19 protein-coding genes are annotated in these 18,636 nt (G+C 72.2%); 1 reads left to right on the top strand and 18 read right to left on the bottom strand.

Going from position 1 to position 18,636, the window contains the following annotated elements; translation table 11 throughout:
• Positions 1-5: 5 nt before the first annotated feature.
• The 17 genes from ACJ5H2_RS00665 to ACJ5H2_RS00585 form a co-directional block, all read right to left on the bottom strand.
• Positions 6-629 carry an MBL fold metallo-hydrolase gene (locus ACJ5H2_RS00665; RefSeq protein WP_408897634.1) on the bottom strand — a complete coding sequence of 208 codons (624 nt, stop codon included), beginning with the start codon at positions 627-629 and terminating at the stop codon, positions 6-8.
• On the bottom strand, positions 626-1,741 hold the full coding sequence (locus ACJ5H2_RS00660; protein WP_408897633.1) for an S-(hydroxymethyl)mycothiol dehydrogenase: 1,116 nt from the start codon (positions 1,739-1,741) through the stop codon (positions 626-628). The genes ACJ5H2_RS00665 and ACJ5H2_RS00660 overlap by 4 nt, the downstream gene beginning before the upstream one ends.
• A 139-nt stretch (positions 1,742-1,880) precedes the next feature.
• A complete protein-coding gene (locus ACJ5H2_RS00655) occupies positions 1,881-2,951 on the bottom strand; it encodes a YihY/virulence factor BrkB family protein (protein WP_408897632.1) in 1,071 nt (356 codons plus the stop codon).
• Positions 2,952-3,056: 105 nt separating this feature from the next.
• A complete protein-coding gene (locus tag ACJ5H2_RS00650) occupies positions 3,057-3,977 on the bottom strand; it encodes an AEC family transporter (RefSeq protein ID WP_408897631.1) in 921 nt (306 codons plus the stop codon).
• A 37-nt stretch (positions 3,978-4,014) separates the two neighbouring features.
• Positions 4,015-5,019 carry an NAD-dependent epimerase/dehydratase family protein gene (locus ACJ5H2_RS00645; protein WP_408897630.1) on the bottom strand — a complete coding sequence of 335 codons (1,005 nt, stop codon included), beginning with the start codon at positions 5,017-5,019 and terminating at the stop codon, positions 4,015-4,017.
• Positions 5,016-5,498, bottom strand: coding sequence for a hypothetical protein (locus tag ACJ5H2_RS00640; RefSeq protein ID WP_408897629.1), 483 nt, complete (start codon positions 5,496-5,498; stop codon positions 5,016-5,018). Before ACJ5H2_RS00640 ends, ACJ5H2_RS00645 begins: the two co-directional genes overlap by 4 nt.
• Before the next feature lie 189 nt (positions 5,499-5,687).
• The gene (locus ACJ5H2_RS00635; RefSeq protein ID WP_408897628.1) at positions 5,688-6,857 is read right to left on the bottom strand and encodes an acyl-CoA dehydrogenase family protein; all 1,170 of its coding nucleotides are present in this window, start codon (positions 6,855-6,857) and stop codon (positions 5,688-5,690) included.
• 2 nt (positions 6,858-6,859) lie between these two features.
• Positions 6,860-8,863 (bottom strand): biotin carboxylase N-terminal domain-containing protein, encoded by a 2,004-nt coding sequence (locus ACJ5H2_RS00630; protein ID WP_408897627.1) that lies wholly within the window; start codon positions 8,861-8,863, stop codon positions 6,860-6,862.
• A gap of 7 nt (positions 8,864-8,870) precedes the next feature.
• Positions 8,871-10,511, bottom strand: coding sequence for an acyl-CoA carboxylase subunit beta (locus tag ACJ5H2_RS00625; protein ID WP_408897626.1), 1,641 nt, complete (start codon positions 10,509-10,511; stop codon positions 8,871-8,873).
• Positions 10,508-11,005 carry an SRPBCC family protein gene (locus tag ACJ5H2_RS00620; RefSeq protein ID WP_408897625.1) on the bottom strand — a complete coding sequence of 166 codons (498 nt, stop codon included), beginning with the start codon at positions 11,003-11,005 and terminating at the stop codon, positions 10,508-10,510. Before ACJ5H2_RS00620 ends, ACJ5H2_RS00625 begins: the two co-directional genes overlap by 4 nt.
• Positions 11,005-12,141: an acyl-CoA dehydrogenase family protein gene (locus tag ACJ5H2_RS00615; RefSeq protein WP_408897624.1), complete on the bottom strand. Its 1,137-nt coding sequence runs from the start codon at positions 12,139-12,141 to the stop codon at positions 11,005-11,007. The genes ACJ5H2_RS00620 and ACJ5H2_RS00615 overlap by 1 nt, the downstream gene beginning before the upstream one ends.
• A gap of 118 nt (positions 12,142-12,259) precedes the next feature.
• Positions 12,260-13,987, bottom strand: a complete 1,728-nt coding sequence (locus tag ACJ5H2_RS00610; protein ID WP_408897623.1) for an acyclic terpene utilization AtuA family protein — start codon at positions 13,985-13,987, stop codon at positions 12,260-12,262.
• The gene (locus tag ACJ5H2_RS00605) at positions 13,984-14,781 is read right to left on the bottom strand and encodes a TIGR03084 family metal-binding protein (RefSeq protein ID WP_408897622.1); all 798 of its coding nucleotides are present in this window, start codon (positions 14,779-14,781) and stop codon (positions 13,984-13,986) included. Before ACJ5H2_RS00605 ends, ACJ5H2_RS00610 begins: the two co-directional genes overlap by 4 nt.
• Before the next feature lie 3 nt (positions 14,782-14,784).
• A complete protein-coding gene (locus ACJ5H2_RS00600; RefSeq protein ID WP_408897621.1) occupies positions 14,785-15,414 on the bottom strand; it encodes a TetR/AcrR family transcriptional regulator in 630 nt (209 codons plus the stop codon).
• Between the two features lie 83 nt (positions 15,415-15,497).
• The gene (locus ACJ5H2_RS00595; RefSeq protein WP_408897620.1) at positions 15,498-15,635 is read right to left on the bottom strand and encodes a hypothetical protein; all 138 of its coding nucleotides are present in this window, start codon (positions 15,633-15,635) and stop codon (positions 15,498-15,500) included.
• Entirely contained in the window at positions 15,632-15,805 is a 174-nt protein-coding gene (locus tag ACJ5H2_RS00590) for a hypothetical protein (RefSeq protein WP_408897619.1), read from the bottom strand. Before ACJ5H2_RS00590 ends, ACJ5H2_RS00595 begins: the two co-directional genes overlap by 4 nt.
• Positions 15,806-15,883: 78 nt before the next feature.
• On the bottom strand, positions 15,884-16,636 hold the full coding sequence (locus ACJ5H2_RS00585; RefSeq protein ID WP_408897618.1) for a hypothetical protein: 753 nt from the start codon (positions 16,634-16,636) through the stop codon (positions 15,884-15,886).
• Between the two features lie 131 nt (positions 16,637-16,767).
• Here ACJ5H2_RS00585 and ACJ5H2_RS00580 point away from each other — a divergent pair, with 131 nt between their 5' ends.
• Positions 16,768-17,544: an SDR family oxidoreductase gene (locus ACJ5H2_RS00580; protein ID WP_408897617.1), complete on the top strand. Its 777-nt coding sequence runs from the start codon at positions 16,768-16,770 to the stop codon at positions 17,542-17,544.
• Here the strand turns inward: ACJ5H2_RS00580 and ACJ5H2_RS00575 are convergent.
• Positions 17,528-18,628 (bottom strand): VanZ family protein, encoded by a 1,101-nt coding sequence (locus ACJ5H2_RS00575; RefSeq protein WP_408897616.1) that lies wholly within the window; start codon positions 18,626-18,628, stop codon positions 17,528-17,530. The two genes, ACJ5H2_RS00580 and ACJ5H2_RS00575, sit on opposite strands and share 17 nt — an antisense overlap.
• Positions 18,629-18,636: the final 8 nt, after the last annotated feature.

The raw sequence follows: 18,636 nt of genomic DNA, 5'->3' as shown, positions 1-18,636 counted from the left end.
GACGCTCAGGCGCCGAGCAGCTCCCGCTCGGCCTCGATGGTGGTGTCCTCGCCGTGACCGGTGTGCACGACCGTGTCGCCGGGCAGGTCGAAGAGCCGGGCCCGGATCGACGCCTCCAGGGTCGGCCGGTCGCTGTAGGAGCGCCCGGTCGCGCCGGGACCGCCGTGGAAGAGCGTGTCACCGGTGAACACGCAGTCCAGGTCGGGCGCGTACAGGCAGACCGCGCCCGGGGCGTGGCCCGGCGTGTGGATGACCTGCAGCGTGGTGCCGGCCACCTCGAGGGTCTGTCCGTCGGCGAGGTCGACGTCCCAGAGGTGGTCGCGGTGGGTGAGCTCCCACAGCGGCCGGTCGTCGGGGTGGAGCAGGATCGGCGCGACCACCCGCTCCCGCAGCGCCGGCGCGACCCGGACGTGGTCGTCGTGGGCGTGGGTGCACACGATCGCCTTGACCCGGCGGTCCCCCACCACCGCGAGGATGTCCTCCACGCTGTGCGGGGCGTCGATCACGACGCACTCGGCGTCGTCGCCGACCACCCACACGTTGTTGTCGACCTCGAACGTCTCTCCGTCCAGGCTGAAGGTGCCGGAGGTGACCGCGTGGTCGACCCGGGCAGCGGAGCCGGCGGTCACAGGACCACCACCGAGCGCAGGACGTCGCCGTGGTGCATCTTGTCGAAGGCGGCCTCGATCTCGTCGATGCCGATCTCCTCGGTCACGAACGCGTCCAGGTCCAGGCGGCCCTGCTGGTAGAGGTCGACCAGCATCGGGAAGTCGCGGCTCGGCAGGCAGTCGCCGTACCAGCTCGACTTCAACGCGCCGCCGCGGCCGAACACGTCGATCAGCGGCAGCTCGGGGACCTTCATGTCCGGCGTCGGCACCCCGACCAGCACGACCGTGCCGGCGAGGTCGCGCGCGTAGAACGCCTGCTTCCACGTCTCCGGGCGACCCACCGCCTCGACCACGACGTCGGCGCCCTCCGCGCCCTCGTAGGTCTCCGCACAGATCCGCTTGATCTCCTCCACCGGGTCGACCTGGCTGGAGTCGACCGTGTGGGTCGCGCCCATCTCCTTGGCCTTCGCCAGCTTCTTGGCGTCGATATCGACGGCGATGATCGGCGAGGCCCCGGCGAGGGCCGACCCGGCGATCGCCGCCACGCCGACACCACCGCAGCCGATCACGGCGATCGACCGCCCGCGCCCGACCTGGCCGGTGTTGATCGCCGCGCCGATGCCCGCCATCACGCCGCACCCGAGCAGGCCCACCGCGGCGGGGCGCGCCTCCGGGTCGACCTTGGTGCACTGCCCGGCGGCGACGAGCGTCTTCTCCGCGAAGGCGCCGATGCCCAGCGCGGGGCTGAGCTCGGTGCCGGCGTCGGGACCGTCGGCGAGGGTCATCTTCTGGGTCGCGTTATGGGTGTTGAAGCAGTAGTGCAGGTCGCCGCGCCTGCAGGCGCGGCACTCACCGCACACCGCGCGCCAGTTCAGCACCACGAAGTCGCCCGGTGCCACGCTGGTGACGTCCGGGCCGACCGCCTCCACGACGCCGGCGGCCTCGTGGCCGAGGAGGAACGGGAAGTCGTCGTTGATCCCGCCCTCGCGGTAGTGCAGGTCGGTATGGCACACCCCGCACGAGAGCACCTTCACCACGGCCTCGCCCGGGCCCGGGTCGGGCACGTTGATCGTGACGACCTCCACGGGGGCGCCCTTGGCGCGGGCGACGACGGCCTTGACCTGCTGACTCATCAGTTCCTGCTCCTGCTCTCGAGTGTCCGGGCTGCACCGCCCCGGACATCATGACCGCCCGATGGTTGGCGGGGGATTGGTGCCGATCCTGTCAGCCTGGCTCACGCGATCCGACCCGGTCGGCCAGTTGCCTCGGACGTCAGATCGCCGGAGGCAGGTTGACCGGCTGGGTCGGCTCGTCCACGGCCTCGGGGCGGGGCGGACGCCCGGGAATGTGCTGCTTGTGGACCTTCTCGGTGCGCGGGTCGAGCACGATCTCGTGGGAGTCGCCGTCGCGGCCGTCGAAGCGGACCGCCACGGTCTCGAAGCCCTTGTGCCGCTGCATCTGGGCGTACATGGCGTAGGCGCGGCGGTCGGCCTCGGTGAGGTCGACGGCGTCGGTGAACGGCGTGAGCAGGGCGCGCGGCCACAGCTTCCGGGCGAGTACCACGTTCACCTCGATCCCGATGACGCCCATGATCGCGCCGATGTAGAGCAGACCCATCAGCCCCAGGACCACCCCGAAGATGGCGGTCATGCTGTTGCGCTCCGCGCTGGCGATCACGCTGGTGACGTAGACGGTGCCGATCCACTGCAGGAGCTGCCACAGGACGGCGATGGTGAAGCCCCCCGGCGCCGCCCGGATGCCCCGGTCGCGGATCGCGCGGGCAGCCGCCATCCGCAGCAGGACCGTCATCGCGGAGCCGAGGATCGCGATGGTGAGCAGGCGCACCAGCCAGTGGAACCATCCGTGACGGGACAGCGTGCCGACCAGGTTGGTCTCGGTCAGCACGGCGGAGCCGATCGAGATGGTGAAGATCAGGCTGCCCGCGACGAGGAGCAGGAAGAGACTGTTGACCCGGGTCATCACGGGGTGCGGCCGGCTGTTGCGCGGGACGGCCCACGCCGCGGACTGGACGTTCTGCAGAGCCAGGCCGAGCCCGAGCGCGCCGTACAGGGCGGTGAGGGAGCCGACGATGATGCCGCCCGTCGAGCCCTGGATGCCCTCGGGCCGCCCGAGCGCGTCGCCGATGATCGGGAACTGTCCGAGCGCCGAGTCGAGGACCTGCTCCTGCAGCCGCGGGTTGCCGTCGAGCACGAAGCCGAGGATCGAGGTGCCCAGCAGCATGAGCGGGAAGATCGAGAGGAAGGCGTAGAAGGTCAGGATCGCCGCGAGGTAGTTGCCCTGGTCGTCGAAGAACTTGTAGAGCACCGCGAGCGGGAAGCCCACGACGGAGTTCCGCCGCTGCCCCCGATCGATGTCTCCGACAACTCCCACACGCGCAACCTATGACATCCACCGCGCCCGCCACGGGAGGGTCGGGTCAAACGACCCTCACGCGAGCAGGGCGGAGATCGCGATCGCCACCGGCGCGGAGGCCAGGGTGGAGACGAAGATGGCATCGCGCGCGAGCAGGATCCCGCGCTCGTAGCGCATCGCCACCACGAACACGTTCTGCGCGGTCGGGAGCGCCGAGAGCAGGGTGACGGCGAACAGCTCGTGCCCCTCCAGGCCCACGGCGAAGCGGCCGACGACGTACGCCGCCGCCGGCTGGACCACCATCTTCAGCACCGTCACCGTGGCCAGCGCCCGCGGCGTGACCCCGCGGCCGGGCAGCGGACCGAGGCGGAGCGCGACGCCGTACGCGAGGAGCATCGCGGGGACGGCCATTCCGCCCACGAGCTCCAGCGGCGCGTGCACGGCGGTGCGCAGGTCGGTGTCGGTCGCCGCGAGGACCAGGCCCGCGAACGAGGCGATGGTGAGCGGGTTGGTGACCGGGCGCGACAGGATCCTGGCGACCGACGGCCGCTGCGGACGGGTGACCACGTCGAGGACCGTCAGCGCGAGCGGCTGGAGGACGAGCAGCTGCATGAGCAGCGCCGGCACCACCAGCGCGGCGTCGCCCAGCGCGTACGCCGCGATCGGGATGCCGAGGTTGCCGGCGTTGACGTACGCCGAGCACAGCGTGGCCACGACGGACGTCCCGGCGTCCAGGCGCCGGGCCCGGGCGACCGCGACCATCAGCCCGGCGCTCACGAGCACGCCGGCGGCCGTGGCGACCAGGGGACCCGAGAGAACCCGTCCCGGGTCGGAGTCCTCCAGCACCGTCACCAGCAGCGCCGGGCTGGCGAGGTAGAACGACGCCAGCGACAGGCTCCGCTGCCCGGGTGCGTCGACGATCCCGCGGTCGGCCAGGAGCGCCCCGAGCGCGATCACGATCGCGATCGTCGCGAAGCCCTCGAGCACACCGCCCACAGAGCGATCCCATCACCCGTGGGCGCGGCGCCGTCCGTCAGGGGTGCAGCGGCGGCATCCCGGAGCCGGCCGATCGGGCAGCGCCGGTGAGGAACGCCTCGACCGCGTCCGCCGCCGTGTGCCGAGGCTGCCAGCCGAGCTCGGTGCGCGCACGGTCCGAGGCCATCACCGGTACGGCGAGCAGCGCGTCGGCCAGGGATCCTGGGACCGGCAGCAGATGGGCGAGCCAGCCGAGCTCGAGCGCGCCGCTGACCAGGCGCGGGGGGACCTCGACCGTCGGCGCGCCGACGATCCCGCCGAGCTCCTCGCGGCGCAGGAGGTCGTCCGCGGCGAGGTTGAACGCCCCGCTCACGTCACGCTCGACGGCGGCGACGAAGCCCCGGGCGACGTCCTCGGCGTGCACGGCCTGGAGCCGCAGGCCGCGGGGCACCGGGAGCGCCGGGATGAGGCGTCGCTCGAGCATCCACGGCCGCAGCAGCGCGCCGCCGAAGATCCGGCGCTGCTCGCTGGCCGCCGAGCGCTGGAAGACGAAGGCGGGCCGGATCCGGACCACCCGCGTATCGGGCGTGCTCGCCTCGAAGGCGTCGAGCACCCGCTCGTTGTAGGCCTTCTCCCGGCAGTACGCCGCCGCCGAGGACCCGTCGGTCGCCCAGCCCTCGTCGACGGGGTCGTCGTGGTCGGCCGGGGAGTAGGCCGCCACGGAGGAGGAGCACACCACGGCCGGCACCCGCTGGCGGCGTACCGCCGCGAGGAGGCGGCGGGTCCCGACGGCATTGGTGTGCCAGGTCTCCTGCGGCTGGTGGGTCGGCTGGAACTTCCACGCCAGGTGGACCACTGCGTCCGCGCCCTCGAGCACGGGGTCGAGGTCGTCGGTGCCGACGTCGGCGGGCCGCCAGGTGACCGAGCCCGCCTCCTCGGCGCCGGCGGGGAGCTCGGGGCGGCGCCGGGCGACGGCGACGACGTCGTGCCGGCCCTCGGCCGTCAGCTCCCGCAGCGTGGCACTGCCGATGTTGCCCGATGCTCCCGTGACGACGACCCTCATCGCACGATCCGCCTCCGCGCCGTGGTGAGGTGCAGCTCCGCCAGCGTGTCGAGCTGGCGCTTGGACTGCGCGACCAGGCTGTCGAACAGCGCCGGCTCGAGCCGGGGGTCGTCGTCGGCGACCGAGCGGAGCACCTCCCACCCGCTGCGCTTGCCGTACACCGCGATCCGCAGCGCCTCGATCTCCAGCAGGTCCGTGAGCGGCGAGCGGGTGATGATCCGGCCGTTCGGCTTGAAGCGACCCAGCTCGGCGCCGACCTTGGCCGCCACGGTGCCGATCGTCGTCGGCCGCGCACCCAGGTCGTGCATCACCCGGCGCATGGTCTCGCGCTCCTGGGCCACCTGGTCGGCCAGGCGCCCGACCTCGGCCGCGACCACCGCGATCCCGTGGGTGCGGGCCACGCGCCGGAACAGCGACACCCCCGCGGTCGAGCCGACCCAGTGGTGCTGGAGATATGCCCGCAGGAGATTGTCGTCCATGACTGACGCGTACCCGGGCGGGGCGGGGGCAGACGGGCGGGCGGCGGGGTGGCCGGCAGCCGGAGACAGTTTCTCCGGCCGGCCGGTGAAACTGTTCAGGGTTGGACGACAAAACTCACGCTTGGACGATGAAACTTCTTCGTCCAAGCGTGAGTTTCTCCGGCCGGCCGGTGAAACTGTCCCGGCCCCTCAGTACGACTTCGGCAGCCCCAACGAGTGCATCGCCACGAAGTTCAGGATCATCTCCCGGCTCACCGGGGCGATCCGGCCCAGGCGGGCGGCGACGAGCATGTTGCCGAGGCCGTACTCCTGGGTGAGGCCGTTGCCGCCGTGGGTGTGCACGGCGACGTCGGTGGCGTTGCAGGCCACCTCGCCGCCGGCGTACTTGGCCATGTTGGCGTACTCCCCGGCGGTGAAGTCGTCGCCGGCGTCGTAGAGCGCGGCGGCCTTCTGCCACAGCAGACGGGCCTGCTCGAGCTCGATCTTCACCTTGGCGAGCGGGTGGGCGATGCCCTGGTGGGCGCCGATCGGCTGGTCCTTCCAGACCGAGCGCTCCTGGGCGTAGGCGACCGCCTTGTCGAGGGCGTAGCGCGCCAGTCCGCACGACATTGCACCGCCCATGATCCGCTCGGGGTTGAGGCCGGCGAAGAGCTGCCACAGACCGCCGTCCTCGTCACCCACGAGAGCGTCGGCGGGGACCCGCACGTCGTCGAGGAAGAGGGTGAACTGCTTCTCGGGCGCCTGCCACGACATCGGGATCGGCTGCCTCGTGAAGCCCGGAGCGTCCGTGGGTACGACGAACAGCGCCGGCTTCAGCTTGCCGGTCTTGGCGTCCTCGGTGCGCGACACGATGAGCACCGAGTGCGCCTCGTCCACGCCGGAGATGAAGGTCTTCTGGCCCTTGAGCACCCAGTGGTCGCCGTCGCGGGTCGCGGTGGTGGTGATCTGGTGGGAGTTGGAGCCCGCATCGGCCTCGGTGATGCCGAAGGCCATCAGGTGGGTGCCGTCGGCGATCGACGGGAGCCAACGCCGCTTCTGCTCCTCGGTCCCGCAGCGGGCGATGATCGAGCCGCAGATCGCCGGCGAGACGACCATCATCAGCAGCGGCGCACCGGCGGCGGCCGACTCCTCGAGGACCGCGGCGAGGTCCGACATGCCGCCGCCCCCGCCGCCGTACTCCTCGGGGATGTTCACGCCGAGGAACCCGTGCTGGCCCATCTCGAGCCACATCTCGGTCATCTTGCCGCCCTCGCGGGCCTGCTTCTCGACGAACTCGCGGCCGTACTTGCCGGCGAGCTTCTTGACCGCCTCGCGCAGCGCGACGCGCTCCTCCGGCTCGGTGAACATGGTCTGGGTCATGACTACTCCTCCTCCGAGGCGGCCGCCTCGACGACGGCGAGCACGGCGCCCGCCTCGACCTGCTGGCCGGCACTCGCCGACAGCTCGGTGACGGTGCCGGCGTAGGGCGCCGCGATGGTGTGCTGCATCTTCATGGCCTCCATCACGAGGATGGCCTGGCCCTCCTGTACGACGTCGCCGAGCGCCGCGCGGACCGCGACGACGCTGCCCGGCATCGGCGCCAGCAGCGAGCCCGCCGCGACCTGGGCGGAGGGGTCGACGAAGCGCGGCTTGCGGCGCAGCGCGATGTGGCCGAGCGACGACTCGACATCCACCCGCTCCGGGTCGGCAGGGTCGACGAGCACCTCGAAGGTGCGCACCACCCCGTCGGTCTCGAGCGTGACCTGCTCGGGCCCGGCGGCGGTCACGGAGACGCCGTCGAGGTCGGCGGGACGGAAGCCGCGGCCGCCGTACCAGCGCACGGCGAGCTCCTCCCCGGTCGCCCCCCGCAGGAAGGTGGTCACCTGCGGCCCGGCGACGACATTGCGCCACCCGGCGGGGATCCGCTGCTGCACCGGCCGGTCGAGCCGCGCCCGCTCGGCCAGCGCGACGGCGGCGGCGAAGGCCGAGAGCTCGGCGGCGCGCTCACCTCCCGGAGGGGCCGCGAGCGCCGTCAGGTCGGCACCGTCGAGCCAGGTCGTGTGCATGCGCCCCTCGGCGAGCACCGGGTCGCGCAGCAGGTTGACGAGCAGGTCGCGGTTGGTGACCAGGCCGTGCAGCCGGGCCCTCGAGAGCGCCCCCGCGAGCTGGCGCAGCGCCTGGTCGCGGGTCGGCGCGTGGACGACCACCTTCGCGATCATGGCGTCGTAGAAGGTGCCGATCTCGTCGCCCGTGCCGACGCCGGAGTCGAGCCGGAGGCCGTACGACGGGGGCCCGTCGAACGAGCTGACCACGCCGGGGACGTCGAAGCGGGTGATCCGACCGCTCTGCGGCTGGTAGTCGGCGGAGGGGTCCTCGGCGTAGAGACGCACCTCGACGGCGTGGCCCCGCGGCTCGCCGGCCTGGACCTGCGGGGCGCGGCCCTCGGCGACCGCGATCTGCAGGGCGACCAGGTCGACACCGTAGACCGCCTCGGTGACCGGATGCTCCACCTGGAGGCGGGTGTTCATCTCCAGGAAGTAGAAGCGGTCCTTCGCGGGGTCGTAGAGGAACTCGACGGTGCCGGCTCCGCGGTAGTCGATCGCCTCCGCGGCCGCCTTGGCCGCCGCGTGGAGCGCGGCTCGCGTCGCCACGGGCAGCCCAGGCGCCGGCGCCTCCTCGATCACCTTCTGGTGCCGGCGCTGCACCGAGCAGTCGCGCTCGCCGAGCACGACCGTGCCCTCCGGCGTACCGAGCACCTGGACCTCGATGTGCCGCCCGCTCTCGACATAGGGCTCGACGAAGACGGTGCCGTCGCCGAAGGCCGACTCCGCCTCCGACGCGGCCCTCTCGATCTCCCCGGCGAGCGCGTCGAGGCTGCGCACGATCCGCATGCCGCGCCCGCCGCCGCCGGCCGAGGCCTTGACCAGCAGTGGCAGGTCGTCGGCCGTCGCGGTCTCCGCGGTGAGGTTGCCGAGCACGGGGACGCCGGCCGCCTCCATCAGCTTCTTGGACTCGATCTTGGAGCCCATCTGCTCGATGGAGGACGGGTCCGGGCCGACCCAGGTGAGCCCGGCCTCCCCCACCTGGCGGGCGAAGGCGGCGTTCTCGGAGAGGAACCCGTAGCCGGGATGGACCGCGTCGGCTCCGGCCTTGCGAGCCGCCTCGATGACGAGGTCGCCGCGCAGGTAGGTCTCGGCGGGGGTGTTGCCGGGCAGCCGTACGGCGGCGTCCGCCTCCCGGACGAACGGCATCCCGGCGTCCGCGTCGGAGTGGACGGCGACCGTCTCGATGCCGAGGTCGCGGCAGGTGCGGAACACGCGGCGGGCGATCTCCCCGCGGTTGGCGACGAGCAGGCGTCGGACGGTGGTCGAGCTTGTCGGATCCATCAGGCCCTCACATCCGGAAGACGCCGAAGTTCATGGCGCCCTCGATCGGCTGGTTGTCGATGACGGACAGGCAGATGCCCAGCACCGTCCGGGTGTCTCGCGGGTCGATGACCCCGTCGTCGTAGACCATCCCCGACAGCACGTACGGCAGCGACTGCTCCTCGATCTGCTGCTCGACCATCTCCTTGATGGCGACGAACCCCTCGGCGTCGAACGGCTGGCCCTTCTTCTCCGCGGACTCGCGCGCGACGATCTCCAGGACGCCGGCGAGCTGGGCCGGGCCCATCACCGAGGACTTCGCCGAGGGCCAGGTGAACAGGAAGCGCGGGTCGTACGCGCGGCCGTTCATGCCGTAGTTGCCGGCGCCGTAGGAGGCGCCCATGATCACCGTCAGGTGGGGGACCTTCGAGTTGGAGACCGCGTTGATCATCATCGCGCCGTGCTTGATGATGCCCCCCTGCTCGTACTCCGCGCCGACCATGTAGCCGGTCGTGTTGTGCAGGAAGAGCAGCGGCGTGTCCTTCTGGTTCGCCAGCTGGATGAACTGGGCGGCCTTCTGCGCCTCCTCGCTCATGAGCACGCCGCGTGCGTTGGCCAGGATGCCGATGGGGTGGCCGTGCAGGCGGGCCCAGCCGACGCAGAGTGCGGAGCCGTAGAGCGGCTTGAACTCGTCGAACGGAACCTCGTTGCCCGGGCCGGTGCCGTCGACGATCCGCAGGATCGCCTCTCGCGGGTCGAAGGGCTCCTTGAGGTCCGTGGGGATCAGGTCGAGCAGGTCCTCGGGGTCGAGGTCGGGCTCGGCGTAATCGAACTCGCTGGTTGAGGCGCGAGCGCCAGCGAGCCTCGAAACCACCCCCTGCTTGCGCCAGTTGAGCCGGGCCACGGTACGCCGCGCGAGGCGGATGGCGTCGTGCTCGTCGACCGCGAGGAAGTCGGATGAGCCCGAGATCCGCGAGTGCATCTCCGCACCGCCGAGGGTCTCGTCGTCGGACTCCTCACCGGTGGCCATCTTGACCAGCGGCGGGCCGGCGAGGAACACCTTGGCCTGCTCCTTGACCATGATCACGTAGTCGCTCATGCCGGGGACGTAGGCGCCGCCCGCGGTGGAGTTGCCGAAGACCACGGAGATCGTGGGCTGCTTGCGCGCACTGGAGCGGGTCAGGTCGCGGAAGCCGCGCCCACCGGGGATGAAGATCTCCTTCTGGGTCGGCAGGTCCGCGCCGCCCGACTCGGTGAGGTTGATGGTCGGGAGGAAGTTCTTCTCGGCGATCTCGGCCGCCCGGAAGGACTTCTTCAGCGACCACGGGTTGAGCGCTCCGCCCTTGACCGTGGGGTCGTTGGCGACGATGAGGCACTCCACGCCCTCGACGACGCCGATGCCGGTGACCAGCGAGGCGCCGACCGCGAAGTCGCTGCCCCAGCCGGCGAGCGGCATCAGCTCGAGGAAGGCCGAGCCCTCGTCGACGAGCAGGTCGATCCGCTCACGGGCAGTCAGCTTGCCGCGCTCCTTGTGACGGGCGATGTACTTCCCGCCGGCCTCGACGGCCTTCGCCTGCTCGGCGTGCAGGTCGGCGAGCTTGGCCTCCATCGCGACCCGCCGCGCCTGCTCCGGCGAGATCTCCTCCGCCGCCTGGGTGTCGGTCGTCATGACTCGTTCACCTTCTCCAGCACCGCCTTCATCCTCTCGAGGGTCGTGCGCATGCCGCGCTCGTTCGTCCTGCCGCGCAGCCGGCCCAGCAGCAGCCAGTAGCCGCGGATGTACCAGGCGGGCGTGAGCCGGAAGTACTCCGTGACCCGGGTCCCGCCGTTCTCGGGGGCCATCCGGTAGCCCCAGGTGTTGATCGCGTTGTCCTCGAGGCCCACGCCGAACTCGAAGACCGCCTGGCCGTCGGCCCCGGGCGGGACGCACTTCGTGACGGTGCAGGGCGTCCAGTAGACGGGGCCGACGCCGTTGCGCTTCACGTGTCCCTTGAAGCGCGCGCCGACCGCCGGTCCCGTGGCACCGTGGGTCCACCGTGCCTCGAACGTCTCCGGGGAGAACTCGCCGATCCGGGTGACATCGCTGACCAGGGCCCACACCTCCTCGACGGGGGCCTTCATGTGCACGGTCACCTCGCCGCCGAGCGGCTTGAGCAGGCTCATCAGCAGTACCCCAGGAGCTTGGCGGCCAGATCGGTGAGGACCTCGGTGGCACCACCGCCGATGGGCAGCAGGCGGGCGTCGCGGTAGTGGCGCTCGACCTCCGTGCCGTGCATGTAGCCCGTTCCGCCGTGCAGCTGGACCGCGATGTCGGAGACCGCGACGGCGGTGTCCACGGCGGTCTGCTTGGCGAGGCAGGCCTCGGCGATGACGCTCTCGCCCGCGACGTGCCGGGCGGCGACGTCCAGGGTGTAGGTCCGCGCGACCTCGGCCTGGCGGTGCATCTCCACCAGCTGGGCGCGCACCACCTGGTTCTTGGTGAGCGGCTTGCCGAAGGTCTCCCGCTCGCGGGCGTACTGCGCGGACAGGTCGAGACAGCGTCGGGCGTGCCCGTAGCCCATCAGCGCGAGGAAGATCCGCTCCACCACGAACTGCTGGGCGATGTAGTAGAAGCCCTGGTTCTCCTCACCGACGAGGTTCTCCACGGGAACCCGCACGTCGACGTACGACAGCTCGGCGGTGTCGGAGCAGTGCCAGCCCATCTTCTTGAGGCTGCGCTGGACCGTGAACCCGGGAGTGCCCTTGTCGACCACGATCAGTGAGATGCCCCCGTGCCCGGCCTCGCCCGTGCGGCACGCGGTGACGACGAAGTCGCCGCGCACCGCCGAGGTGATGAACGTCTTCGCGCCGTTGATGACGTAGTGGTCGCCGTCGCGCACGGCCTTCGTCGTGATGCCGGCGACGTCGGATCCGCCGCCCGGCTCGGTGATGCCGAGGCTGCCGATCCGCTCCCCCGCCAGCGTCGGGCGGACATAGCGGTCGACGAGGTACGGCGAGCCGTTCTCGATCATGTGCGGCACCGAGATCCCGTGCGTGAACAGCGAGGCCATCAGGCCGCCGGAGGCGCCGGCCTCCATCAGCCCTTCCTGTAGCGCGCAGGCGTCCAGGAGATCGCCGCCCTCGCCCCCGACCGCCTCCGGGTAGCCGACGCTGAGCAGGCCCGCCTTGGCCGCGGCCTCGGTCAGGCTGCGCGGCAGCTCGCCGGCGTCCTCCCACTCCTGCAGGCTCGGCATGATCTCGCGCCGGGCGAACTCCGCCGCCGAGTCCTTGAGCGCCTGGCGCTCCTCGCTCCACCTCATCGGGCGGTCCCCGACGGGACGGCGGATCCCTGGCCGGATCGGCATCGACCGCGCGGATCCTGCCAGAGATGTTGCGGTTTGGGACCAAACGTCGGGGTCTTCGGGGCACGGGCGCGACTCATACGAGGTCCTCCTGGATGTGGACGATCCGGCTGCGGACCCACTCGCCCAGGCCCTTGGCCTGCGGGTCGAACCGGGTGGACGCGGCGACGCCGTCGCCGAGCAGGCCGTGGATCACGACGTTGACGGCGCCGAGGTTGGGCAGCACGTAGACGTCGATGTCGAGGTCGGCGGCCTCGGGGACCAGCTCGCGGATCTTGCGGTCCTTGACGATCTTGGCGAGCCACTGGACCCGGGCCTCGTACTTCGGGGAGCCGTCGTTCTTGACCCACAGGCCGAGGTTGGCGTTGCCGCCCTTGTCGCCCGAGCGCGCGTGCACGAAGGTGCCGAGCGGCATCCGGCGGGTGATCGTGTCCGCCGGTGCGGGATACGGCGAGGGCCGCTTCCCGAGGTCCGGGTCGAGCTCGGCCGGCTCGGCGAAGACGGTCGGGTCGACGACCACCTCGCGCATCCCGTCGTGGTGGACCACCGTGTGCTCGACGGCCGACCGGTCGACGTACGCAGGCTTGTAGACGCCGAAGGGTGTGGGCTTCTGGGGTGGGGTGGTCATGGTGAAGCCGGGGTACGACGCGAGCGCGAGCTCGACCGCGGGGCCGGTGAACGGCTTGCCGAGCGGCCCTGCCTCGGGGTCCTTGCCGATGCAGCGCAGGAGGACCGACGCGCCTTCCTCGGTGTCGGCGTCCCCGCCACGCGCCGGCGTCTGCGTCCAGGTCACCTCGGCAGCGGTGAGCCGACCGTCGAGCTGGGCGCGGACCCACTCGGCCTTGGCGTCGATGTCGAGGCCGGCGAGGACGAACTCGACCTGGTTGCGGTAGCCGCCGAGGGTGTTGACCGCGACCTTGAGCTGCTCGGGCGGCGCGGTGCCCGTGACACCGGTGATCGCGACCCGGTCGGGTCCGTCCTGGCGGAGGCGGATCGAGTCGAGGTGGGTCGTGACGTCGGGGTTGAGATAGCGCGTCGTCTGGATCTCGTAGAGAAGCTGGGCGGTGACGGTGTCGACCGTGACGGCGCCCCCGGTGCCCTCGTGCTTGGTGATCACGCTGCTGCCGTCGGCCGCGACCTCCGCGATCGGGAAGCCGAGCGGGCGGTCCATCGGAGCGCCGGAGCGGAAGAGCTCCCGGAAGCCCGAGAAGTTGCCCCCGGTGGCCTGGGTGCCGCACTCGATGACGTGACCCGCGACCACCGCCCCCGCAAGGGCGTCGTAGTCGGTCGGGCTCCAGCCGTGGTGGGCGATGGCGGGACCGACCACGACGCTGGCGTCGGTCACCCGGCCGGTGACGACGATGTCGGCGCCCCGGCCGAGCGCGGAGGCGATGCCGAAGGCTCCGAGATAGGCGTTGGCGGTGAGGGCGCCCTCGAAGAGGTTCGCGGCGCGCAGGTCGTCGCCCTCGACATGGGCGACCTTGGCGTCGAGCCCGCGATCGGCCGCCAGTCGGCGGATCCGGGTGGCCAGGCCCGCCGGGTTGAGGCCGCCGGCGTTGCTGACGATCTTCACGCCCTTCTCCAACGCCAGTGCGAGGGTGTCCTCGAGCTGGGTGAGGAAGGTGCGCGCGTAGCCGAGGTCGGCGTCGCGGAGGGTGTCCATGCCGAGGATCAGCATGGTCAGCTCGGCGAGATAGTCGCCCGTGACGACGTCGACGTCACCCCCCTCGAGCTGCTCGCGCAGCGCCGAGAGGCGGTCGCCGTAGAAGCCGCTGCAGTTCGCGATCCGCAGGGTGCCGGTCACTTCCGCTCCCTCCCGCCGCCCGCCGGGCCGGCGAAGGCCTGAGCGATCCTGAGCCAGGTCTCGGCGTCGGCGCCGGTGGCGACCAGGCCGGTGTCGTCGCGGTGGATGCGCTGGGTGACCAGCTGGCAGAACTCGTAGGCGTCGCCCTCGACCCGCTGGCCCGCATCCGCGGGCCCCCAGCTCCAGGCCTCCCCGCTGGGGGCGGCGAGCTCGACCCGGAACTGCTCGCCCGGCGCCTCCAGCCCGTTGTTGGCGAAGGCGAAGTCCCGGGTGCGTACGCCGATGTGGGCGACGTGGCGGATCCGGTCGGTGACCTCGGGGCGGGTCCCGATCGCGTCGTACACGTCGAGGGCGTGCGCCCAGGTCTCCATGAACCGGGCCGTCGCCATCGACGCGGGCGCCATCGGCGGCCCGAACCACGGCATCTTCATCCCGTCCGGGTAGCCGCGCAGCGCGTCGAGGAGGGCGGGACGCGCGGCGTCCCAGCGGGCGAGCAGCTCGTCGGGCGCCAGCTCGCCGATCCGGAGCGCCTCCTTGTCGACGAACCCGGCCGGGTCCTCGATGGCCAGCAGCACGACGGCGTCCCAGGCCTGCTTGCCGTCGTCGGTCAGCGCCCCGGCGGCCAAGGTGGCGACCTCGTCGGTCCAGAGCAGGTGGGCGATCGTGGTCGCGACGTCCCAGCCCTCGGCCGGCGTCGGCGTACGCCAGCCGTCGGCGTCCAGCGCGGCAACGGCCGCGCGCAGCTGGTCGCCCTCGGCGCTCAGGTCGGCGATCACGTCGTCGAGGACACTCATGGGTCAGCCTTTCTCGGGGGCGGAGGTGCGGGCCAGCGCGGCGTCGAGGGTGCGCGCCCACTCGCGGAGGATCCGGCGGCGGCGTCGTGCGTCGTCGCCCAGGGTGTTGGCGAGGCCGAGGCCGCGGACCAGGTCGAGGGTGGCCTGGACCAGCTCGCGGGCGCCGGGCCGGGTCTCGTCGACGCCGAGCAGCTCGACGGTCAGCCGGTGGGTCTCCCGCCCGACGTGCTGCTCCAGCGGTCCCACGGCCTCGTGCAGGGAGGGATCGGTCCGGGCCGCGACCCACAGCTCGAGGGCGGCGGTGAAGACGGGCGAGGCGAAGTGCTCGCCGAGCATCTGGACGACTGCCTCGGTCCGGCCCCGGCCCTGCGGCAGCTTGGCGACGGCCGCCTCGAGGTCGGAGCCGCGGATGGCGGTGAGGTGGCTGACCGCGGCGACGACCAGGTCGTTCTTGGTCGGGAAGTGGTGCAGCTGCGCACCGCGGCTCACGCCCGCGCGCTCCGAGACCAGGGTCGTCGTGGTGCCCCCGAAGCCCTTCTCCACCAGGAGCTCGACGGTGGCGTCCATCAGCCGCTGCCGCATCGCCCGGGTGCGCTCCTCCTGGGGAACGCGGGCAGCGGCGGGTGAGGTCACGCCGTCAGCATGCCGACCTACAAACAAACAGTCAAGCCTGACTTTAAGTTTCGCCGACGACGCTGCACGCCGCCGGGCCGAGGTCACTGCTCGTCGGGCTCGTCCTCACGGGTCTGCAACCGCACCGCCCGGATCCGCAGCAGCCGCTCCCGAGCGTCCGCAAGCCACCGGCGCTCCGCCCGGTCGAGCCGGCGGGCCTGGTCCTCGAAGTGCGGGCTCACGGGGTGCCCCCGGGGACAGCTTCACGTCCATGCTCGGGAGCAGCCCGGCGCAGCTCCACGTCGACGCTCGGGACCGCGACCGCCAGCGCCTGCTCGAACTCCGAGCGGAGGTGGTAGCCGTACATCGGTCGCTGCCGGAGCAGCGCCAGCAGGGCGTGCCGGACGGACATGCGGCTCCTCCGATGCGGATACATACCGGGTATGCACTATGTATACCCGGTATGCCCACACCCTGTCGAGGTCCCCGGCTACTCCTCGCAGCCCTCCCGGACCTCGCCGGTGCAGACGTCCTTGTCCCGACCTCCCACGACGGTGTCGTAGCCGGCTCGCCCGTTGAGCACGTCCTTGCCGGCGCCGCCGCGCAGCACGTTGTCGAGCGCGTCGCCGAGGAGGAGGTCGTCGTCCGGGGTGCCCCGCACCTCCTCCACCCCCGCGAGGCCGGTCCGGATCCGCGCCCCACCGGACTCCAGCTCGGCGCTCGCCATCCCGAGGGCGAGGTTGACGTACACGCCGGACGTCACTCCCGGCACGTAGCCGGCGTAGAAGGTCACGACGTCGTGGTCGGCACCACCGTCGAACGACCCGGTCGCCAGCGGCGCGAGATAGGCGTCGGACCCCCGCCCCCCGCGCGCGGTCCCGACGGCGTGGAAGAGGTCGTCACCGCGTCCGCCGTCGGCTCGCCCCGCGGCGACGATGAGGTCGTCGCCCCGACCACCGCGGACCACCGTGCGGGCGTCGCCACAGATCACGTCGTCCCCGCCGAGCCCCTCGACGACGTCGCGGCCCTTTCCGCGGCCGGCGACGATCACGTCGCGCCGCCGGGTCCCGACGATGCGGTCACCGGCCTTGGACCGGTCCACGATCGTCGCGCGCTCGCCGGCACAGGTCGGCGCCGGCGCTCGGCCGGCCGCGGCCAACGTCGGCGACACCAGCATCACACCCGCCAGCCCGCCGGCCAGCCCGAGCGCGGCCAGCCCTGTCGCGGTCGCGATCCTCCGCATCCTCGCTCCCTCCCGTACGGCGCCAGGTGGGCGTCACCCTGTCACAGGCCGTCGCGCCCCTCCCTCGCCGCCCTCCGGCGTCCGCCGACATCCGCCGCGGAAGCGGGCCGGGAGTGCGCGAGACTGAGGTCATGGCACACCACCCCGCACGCAAGACGATCCTCATCACCGGCGCGTCCAGCGGACTCGGCGCCGAGATGGCGCGCCAGTTCGCCGCCGCGGGCCACGACCTGGCGCTCGCCGCGCGGCGTACCGAACGGCTCGAGGAGCTCTCGGCCGAGATCCGCGCCGCGCACCCGGAGGCCCGGATCGCGCTGCGGGCGCTCGACGTGACCGACCACGGCGCGGTCTTCCGCGTGTTCGGCGAGCTGCGCGAGGAGCTCGGCCGGCTGGACCGGGTGGTCGTCAACGCCGGCCTCGGAAAGGGCGCCAAGCTCGGCACCGGCCGCTTCGACGCCAACCTGGAGACCGCGATGACCAACTTCGTCGGCGCGCTCGCGCAGACCGAGGCCGCGATGGAGGTCTTCCGCGCGCAGGAGGCCGGGCACCTGGTGATGGTGTCGTCGATGTCGGCGATGCGCGGGATGCCCTCGTCGATGACGACCTACGCCGCCACCAAGGCGGGCGTCGCGCACCTGGCCGAGGGGCTGCGGACCGAGCTGCACGGCACGAGGCTGCAGAAGAGGATCAAGGTGACCGTGCTCTACCCGGGCTACATCCGCTCGGAGATGAACGACCAGGTCGATCAGGCGACGCCGCTGATGGCCTCGACCGAGAAGGGCGTCGCCGCCATGGTCGCGGCGATCGAGAAGGAGGTCGCCGACGCGTGCGTTCCGCCACTGCCGTGGGCCGCGATGGCGCCCGTGATGAGGCACGCGCCGCTCGGCGTGCTCAAGAGGCTGATCTGACCGCGTCCCGCTCCCGGACCGCGCGCGGCAGCACGATCTCCAGGTCGAGGCCGGCGACGGCGTGCGCGAGCCCGCGGTGCCCGCCGGCCCTCGGGACCGCCGCGGCCAGCGTCACGACGACGAGGAGCGCCAGCACCGGTCCGGTCCACTCCCCCGGGATCGCCAGCAGGACGACGAACGGCCCGACGCCGGTGGCGAGCTTGGCCAGCCGGGCGACCGGCACCAGAGCGCGGCTCCGCTCGCCGCGGGTGGTGCGCACCGAGACCACCCACTCGCCGACCGTCCGCCCGCCGAGAAGCACGGCCGCCGCCTCGACCAGGCCGGGGACTCCCCACTGCAGCAGACGCTGGGGTGTCGTGGGCAGCTCCTCGAAGGGCACCTCGAGGACGTAGAGCTGCACGGCGCGCCACCCGATGGCCAGCGCCGACCCGAGCAGGACGACGAACAGGCCGTCGCACACCATGCCGACCCAGCGACGGCCGAGCGTGATGGTGGCCGGCCACAGCACCTCGGGCCGCTCCCGGCGGATGAAGATCGCCGAGACGAGCGACCCGAGGGCCGCGCCGAGGGTGTTGACCATCAGGTCGTCGACGTCGAAGAGCCGGTAGGCACAGTCGTAGAGGTGCCATACGCCCGTGGCCTGGGTGGTCTCGATGAGCAGGGAGACGGACAGCCCCAGGACGGTGGCGACGACGACGCCGTGCCGGGCGATCCTGCGCACGAACCAGCCGAGCGGCACGAACAGCAGCACGTTGAGCGCGATCTGCAGGAAGGCCGCGTCGTGCACCAGCGCCGTCAGACCGGCCCGCGAGCCGAGCTCGGTCCAGTCGACCGCCCGCAGGGTGTCGAACGGGACCGTCTGCCGCCCCACGCACGCGTAGTCGTCGTCCGCCGGCATCGGCAGCAGCGTGTAGGTCCACAGCGCCAGCCCGTAGACGGCGCCGGACAGCAGCACCGCCAGGTCGCGGGGTCCGAGGCGGCCGTCGCGGCGGTACTCCACTGCCGCGACGGGGAGCAGCAGCACGACCGCCACGACCGAGCCGAGCACGGTCGCGATCACGGCGTTCAGCACCTGGTCGGACATGGTCGTGT

It is taken from the genome of Nocardioides pymetrozini (genome assembly GCF_046058985.1).
Classification (GTDB): Bacteria; Actinomycetota; Actinomycetes; order Propionibacteriales; family Nocardioidaceae; genus Nocardioides.
Note: the sequence above shows the minus strand (reverse complement) of the source record. Positions and strands in the feature narration are given on the sequence as shown.

What these genes read in the sequence shown, in the direction of transcription:
- ACJ5H2_RS00660 (WP_408897633.1), bottom strand. Translation starts at nt 1,741, where the DNA reads ATGAGTCAGCAGGTCAAGGCCGTCGTCGCCCGCGCCAAGGGCGCCCCC.
- ACJ5H2_RS00645 (WP_408897630.1), bottom strand. Translation starts at nt 5,019, where the DNA reads ATGAGGGTCGTCGTCACGGGAGCATCGGGCAACATCGGCAGTGCCACG.
- ACJ5H2_RS00640 (WP_408897629.1), bottom strand. Translation starts at nt 5,498, where the DNA reads ATGGACGACAATCTCCTGCGGGCATATCTCCAGCACCACTGGGTCGGC.
- ACJ5H2_RS00635 (WP_408897628.1), bottom strand. Translation starts at nt 6,857, where the DNA reads ATGACCCAGACCATGTTCACCGAGCCGGAGGAGCGCGTCGCGCTGCGC.
- ACJ5H2_RS00630 (WP_408897627.1), bottom strand. Translation starts at nt 8,863, where the DNA reads ATGGATCCGACAAGCTCGACCACCGTCCGACGCCTGCTCGTCGCCAAC.
- ACJ5H2_RS00625 (WP_408897626.1), bottom strand. Translation starts at nt 10,511, where the DNA reads ATGACGACCGACACCCAGGCGGCGGAGGAGATCTCGCCGGAGCAGGCG.
- ACJ5H2_RS00620 (WP_408897625.1), bottom strand. Translation starts at nt 11,005, where the DNA reads ATGAGCCTGCTCAAGCCGCTCGGCGGCGAGGTGACCGTGCACATGAAG.
- ACJ5H2_RS00615 (WP_408897624.1), bottom strand. Translation starts at nt 12,141, where the DNA reads ATGAGGTGGAGCGAGGAGCGCCAGGCGCTCAAGGACTCGGCGGCGGAG.
- ACJ5H2_RS00605 (WP_408897622.1), bottom strand. Translation starts at nt 14,781, where the DNA reads ATGAGTGTCCTCGACGACGTGATCGCCGACCTGAGCGCCGAGGGCGAC.
- ACJ5H2_RS00590 (WP_408897619.1), bottom strand. Translation starts at nt 15,805, where the DNA reads ATGTCCGTCCGGCACGCCCTGCTGGCGCTGCTCCGGCAGCGACCGATG.
- ACJ5H2_RS00585 (WP_408897618.1), bottom strand. Translation starts at nt 16,636, where the DNA reads ATGCGGAGGATCGCGACCGCGACAGGGCTGGCCGCGCTCGGGCTGGCC.
- ACJ5H2_RS00580 (WP_408897617.1), top strand. Translation starts at nt 16,768, where the DNA reads ATGGCACACCACCCCGCACGCAAGACGATCCTCATCACCGGCGCGTCC.
- ACJ5H2_RS00575 (WP_408897616.1), bottom strand. Translation starts at nt 18,628, where the DNA reads ATGTCCGACCAGGTGCTGAACGCCGTGATCGCGACCGTGCTCGGCTCG.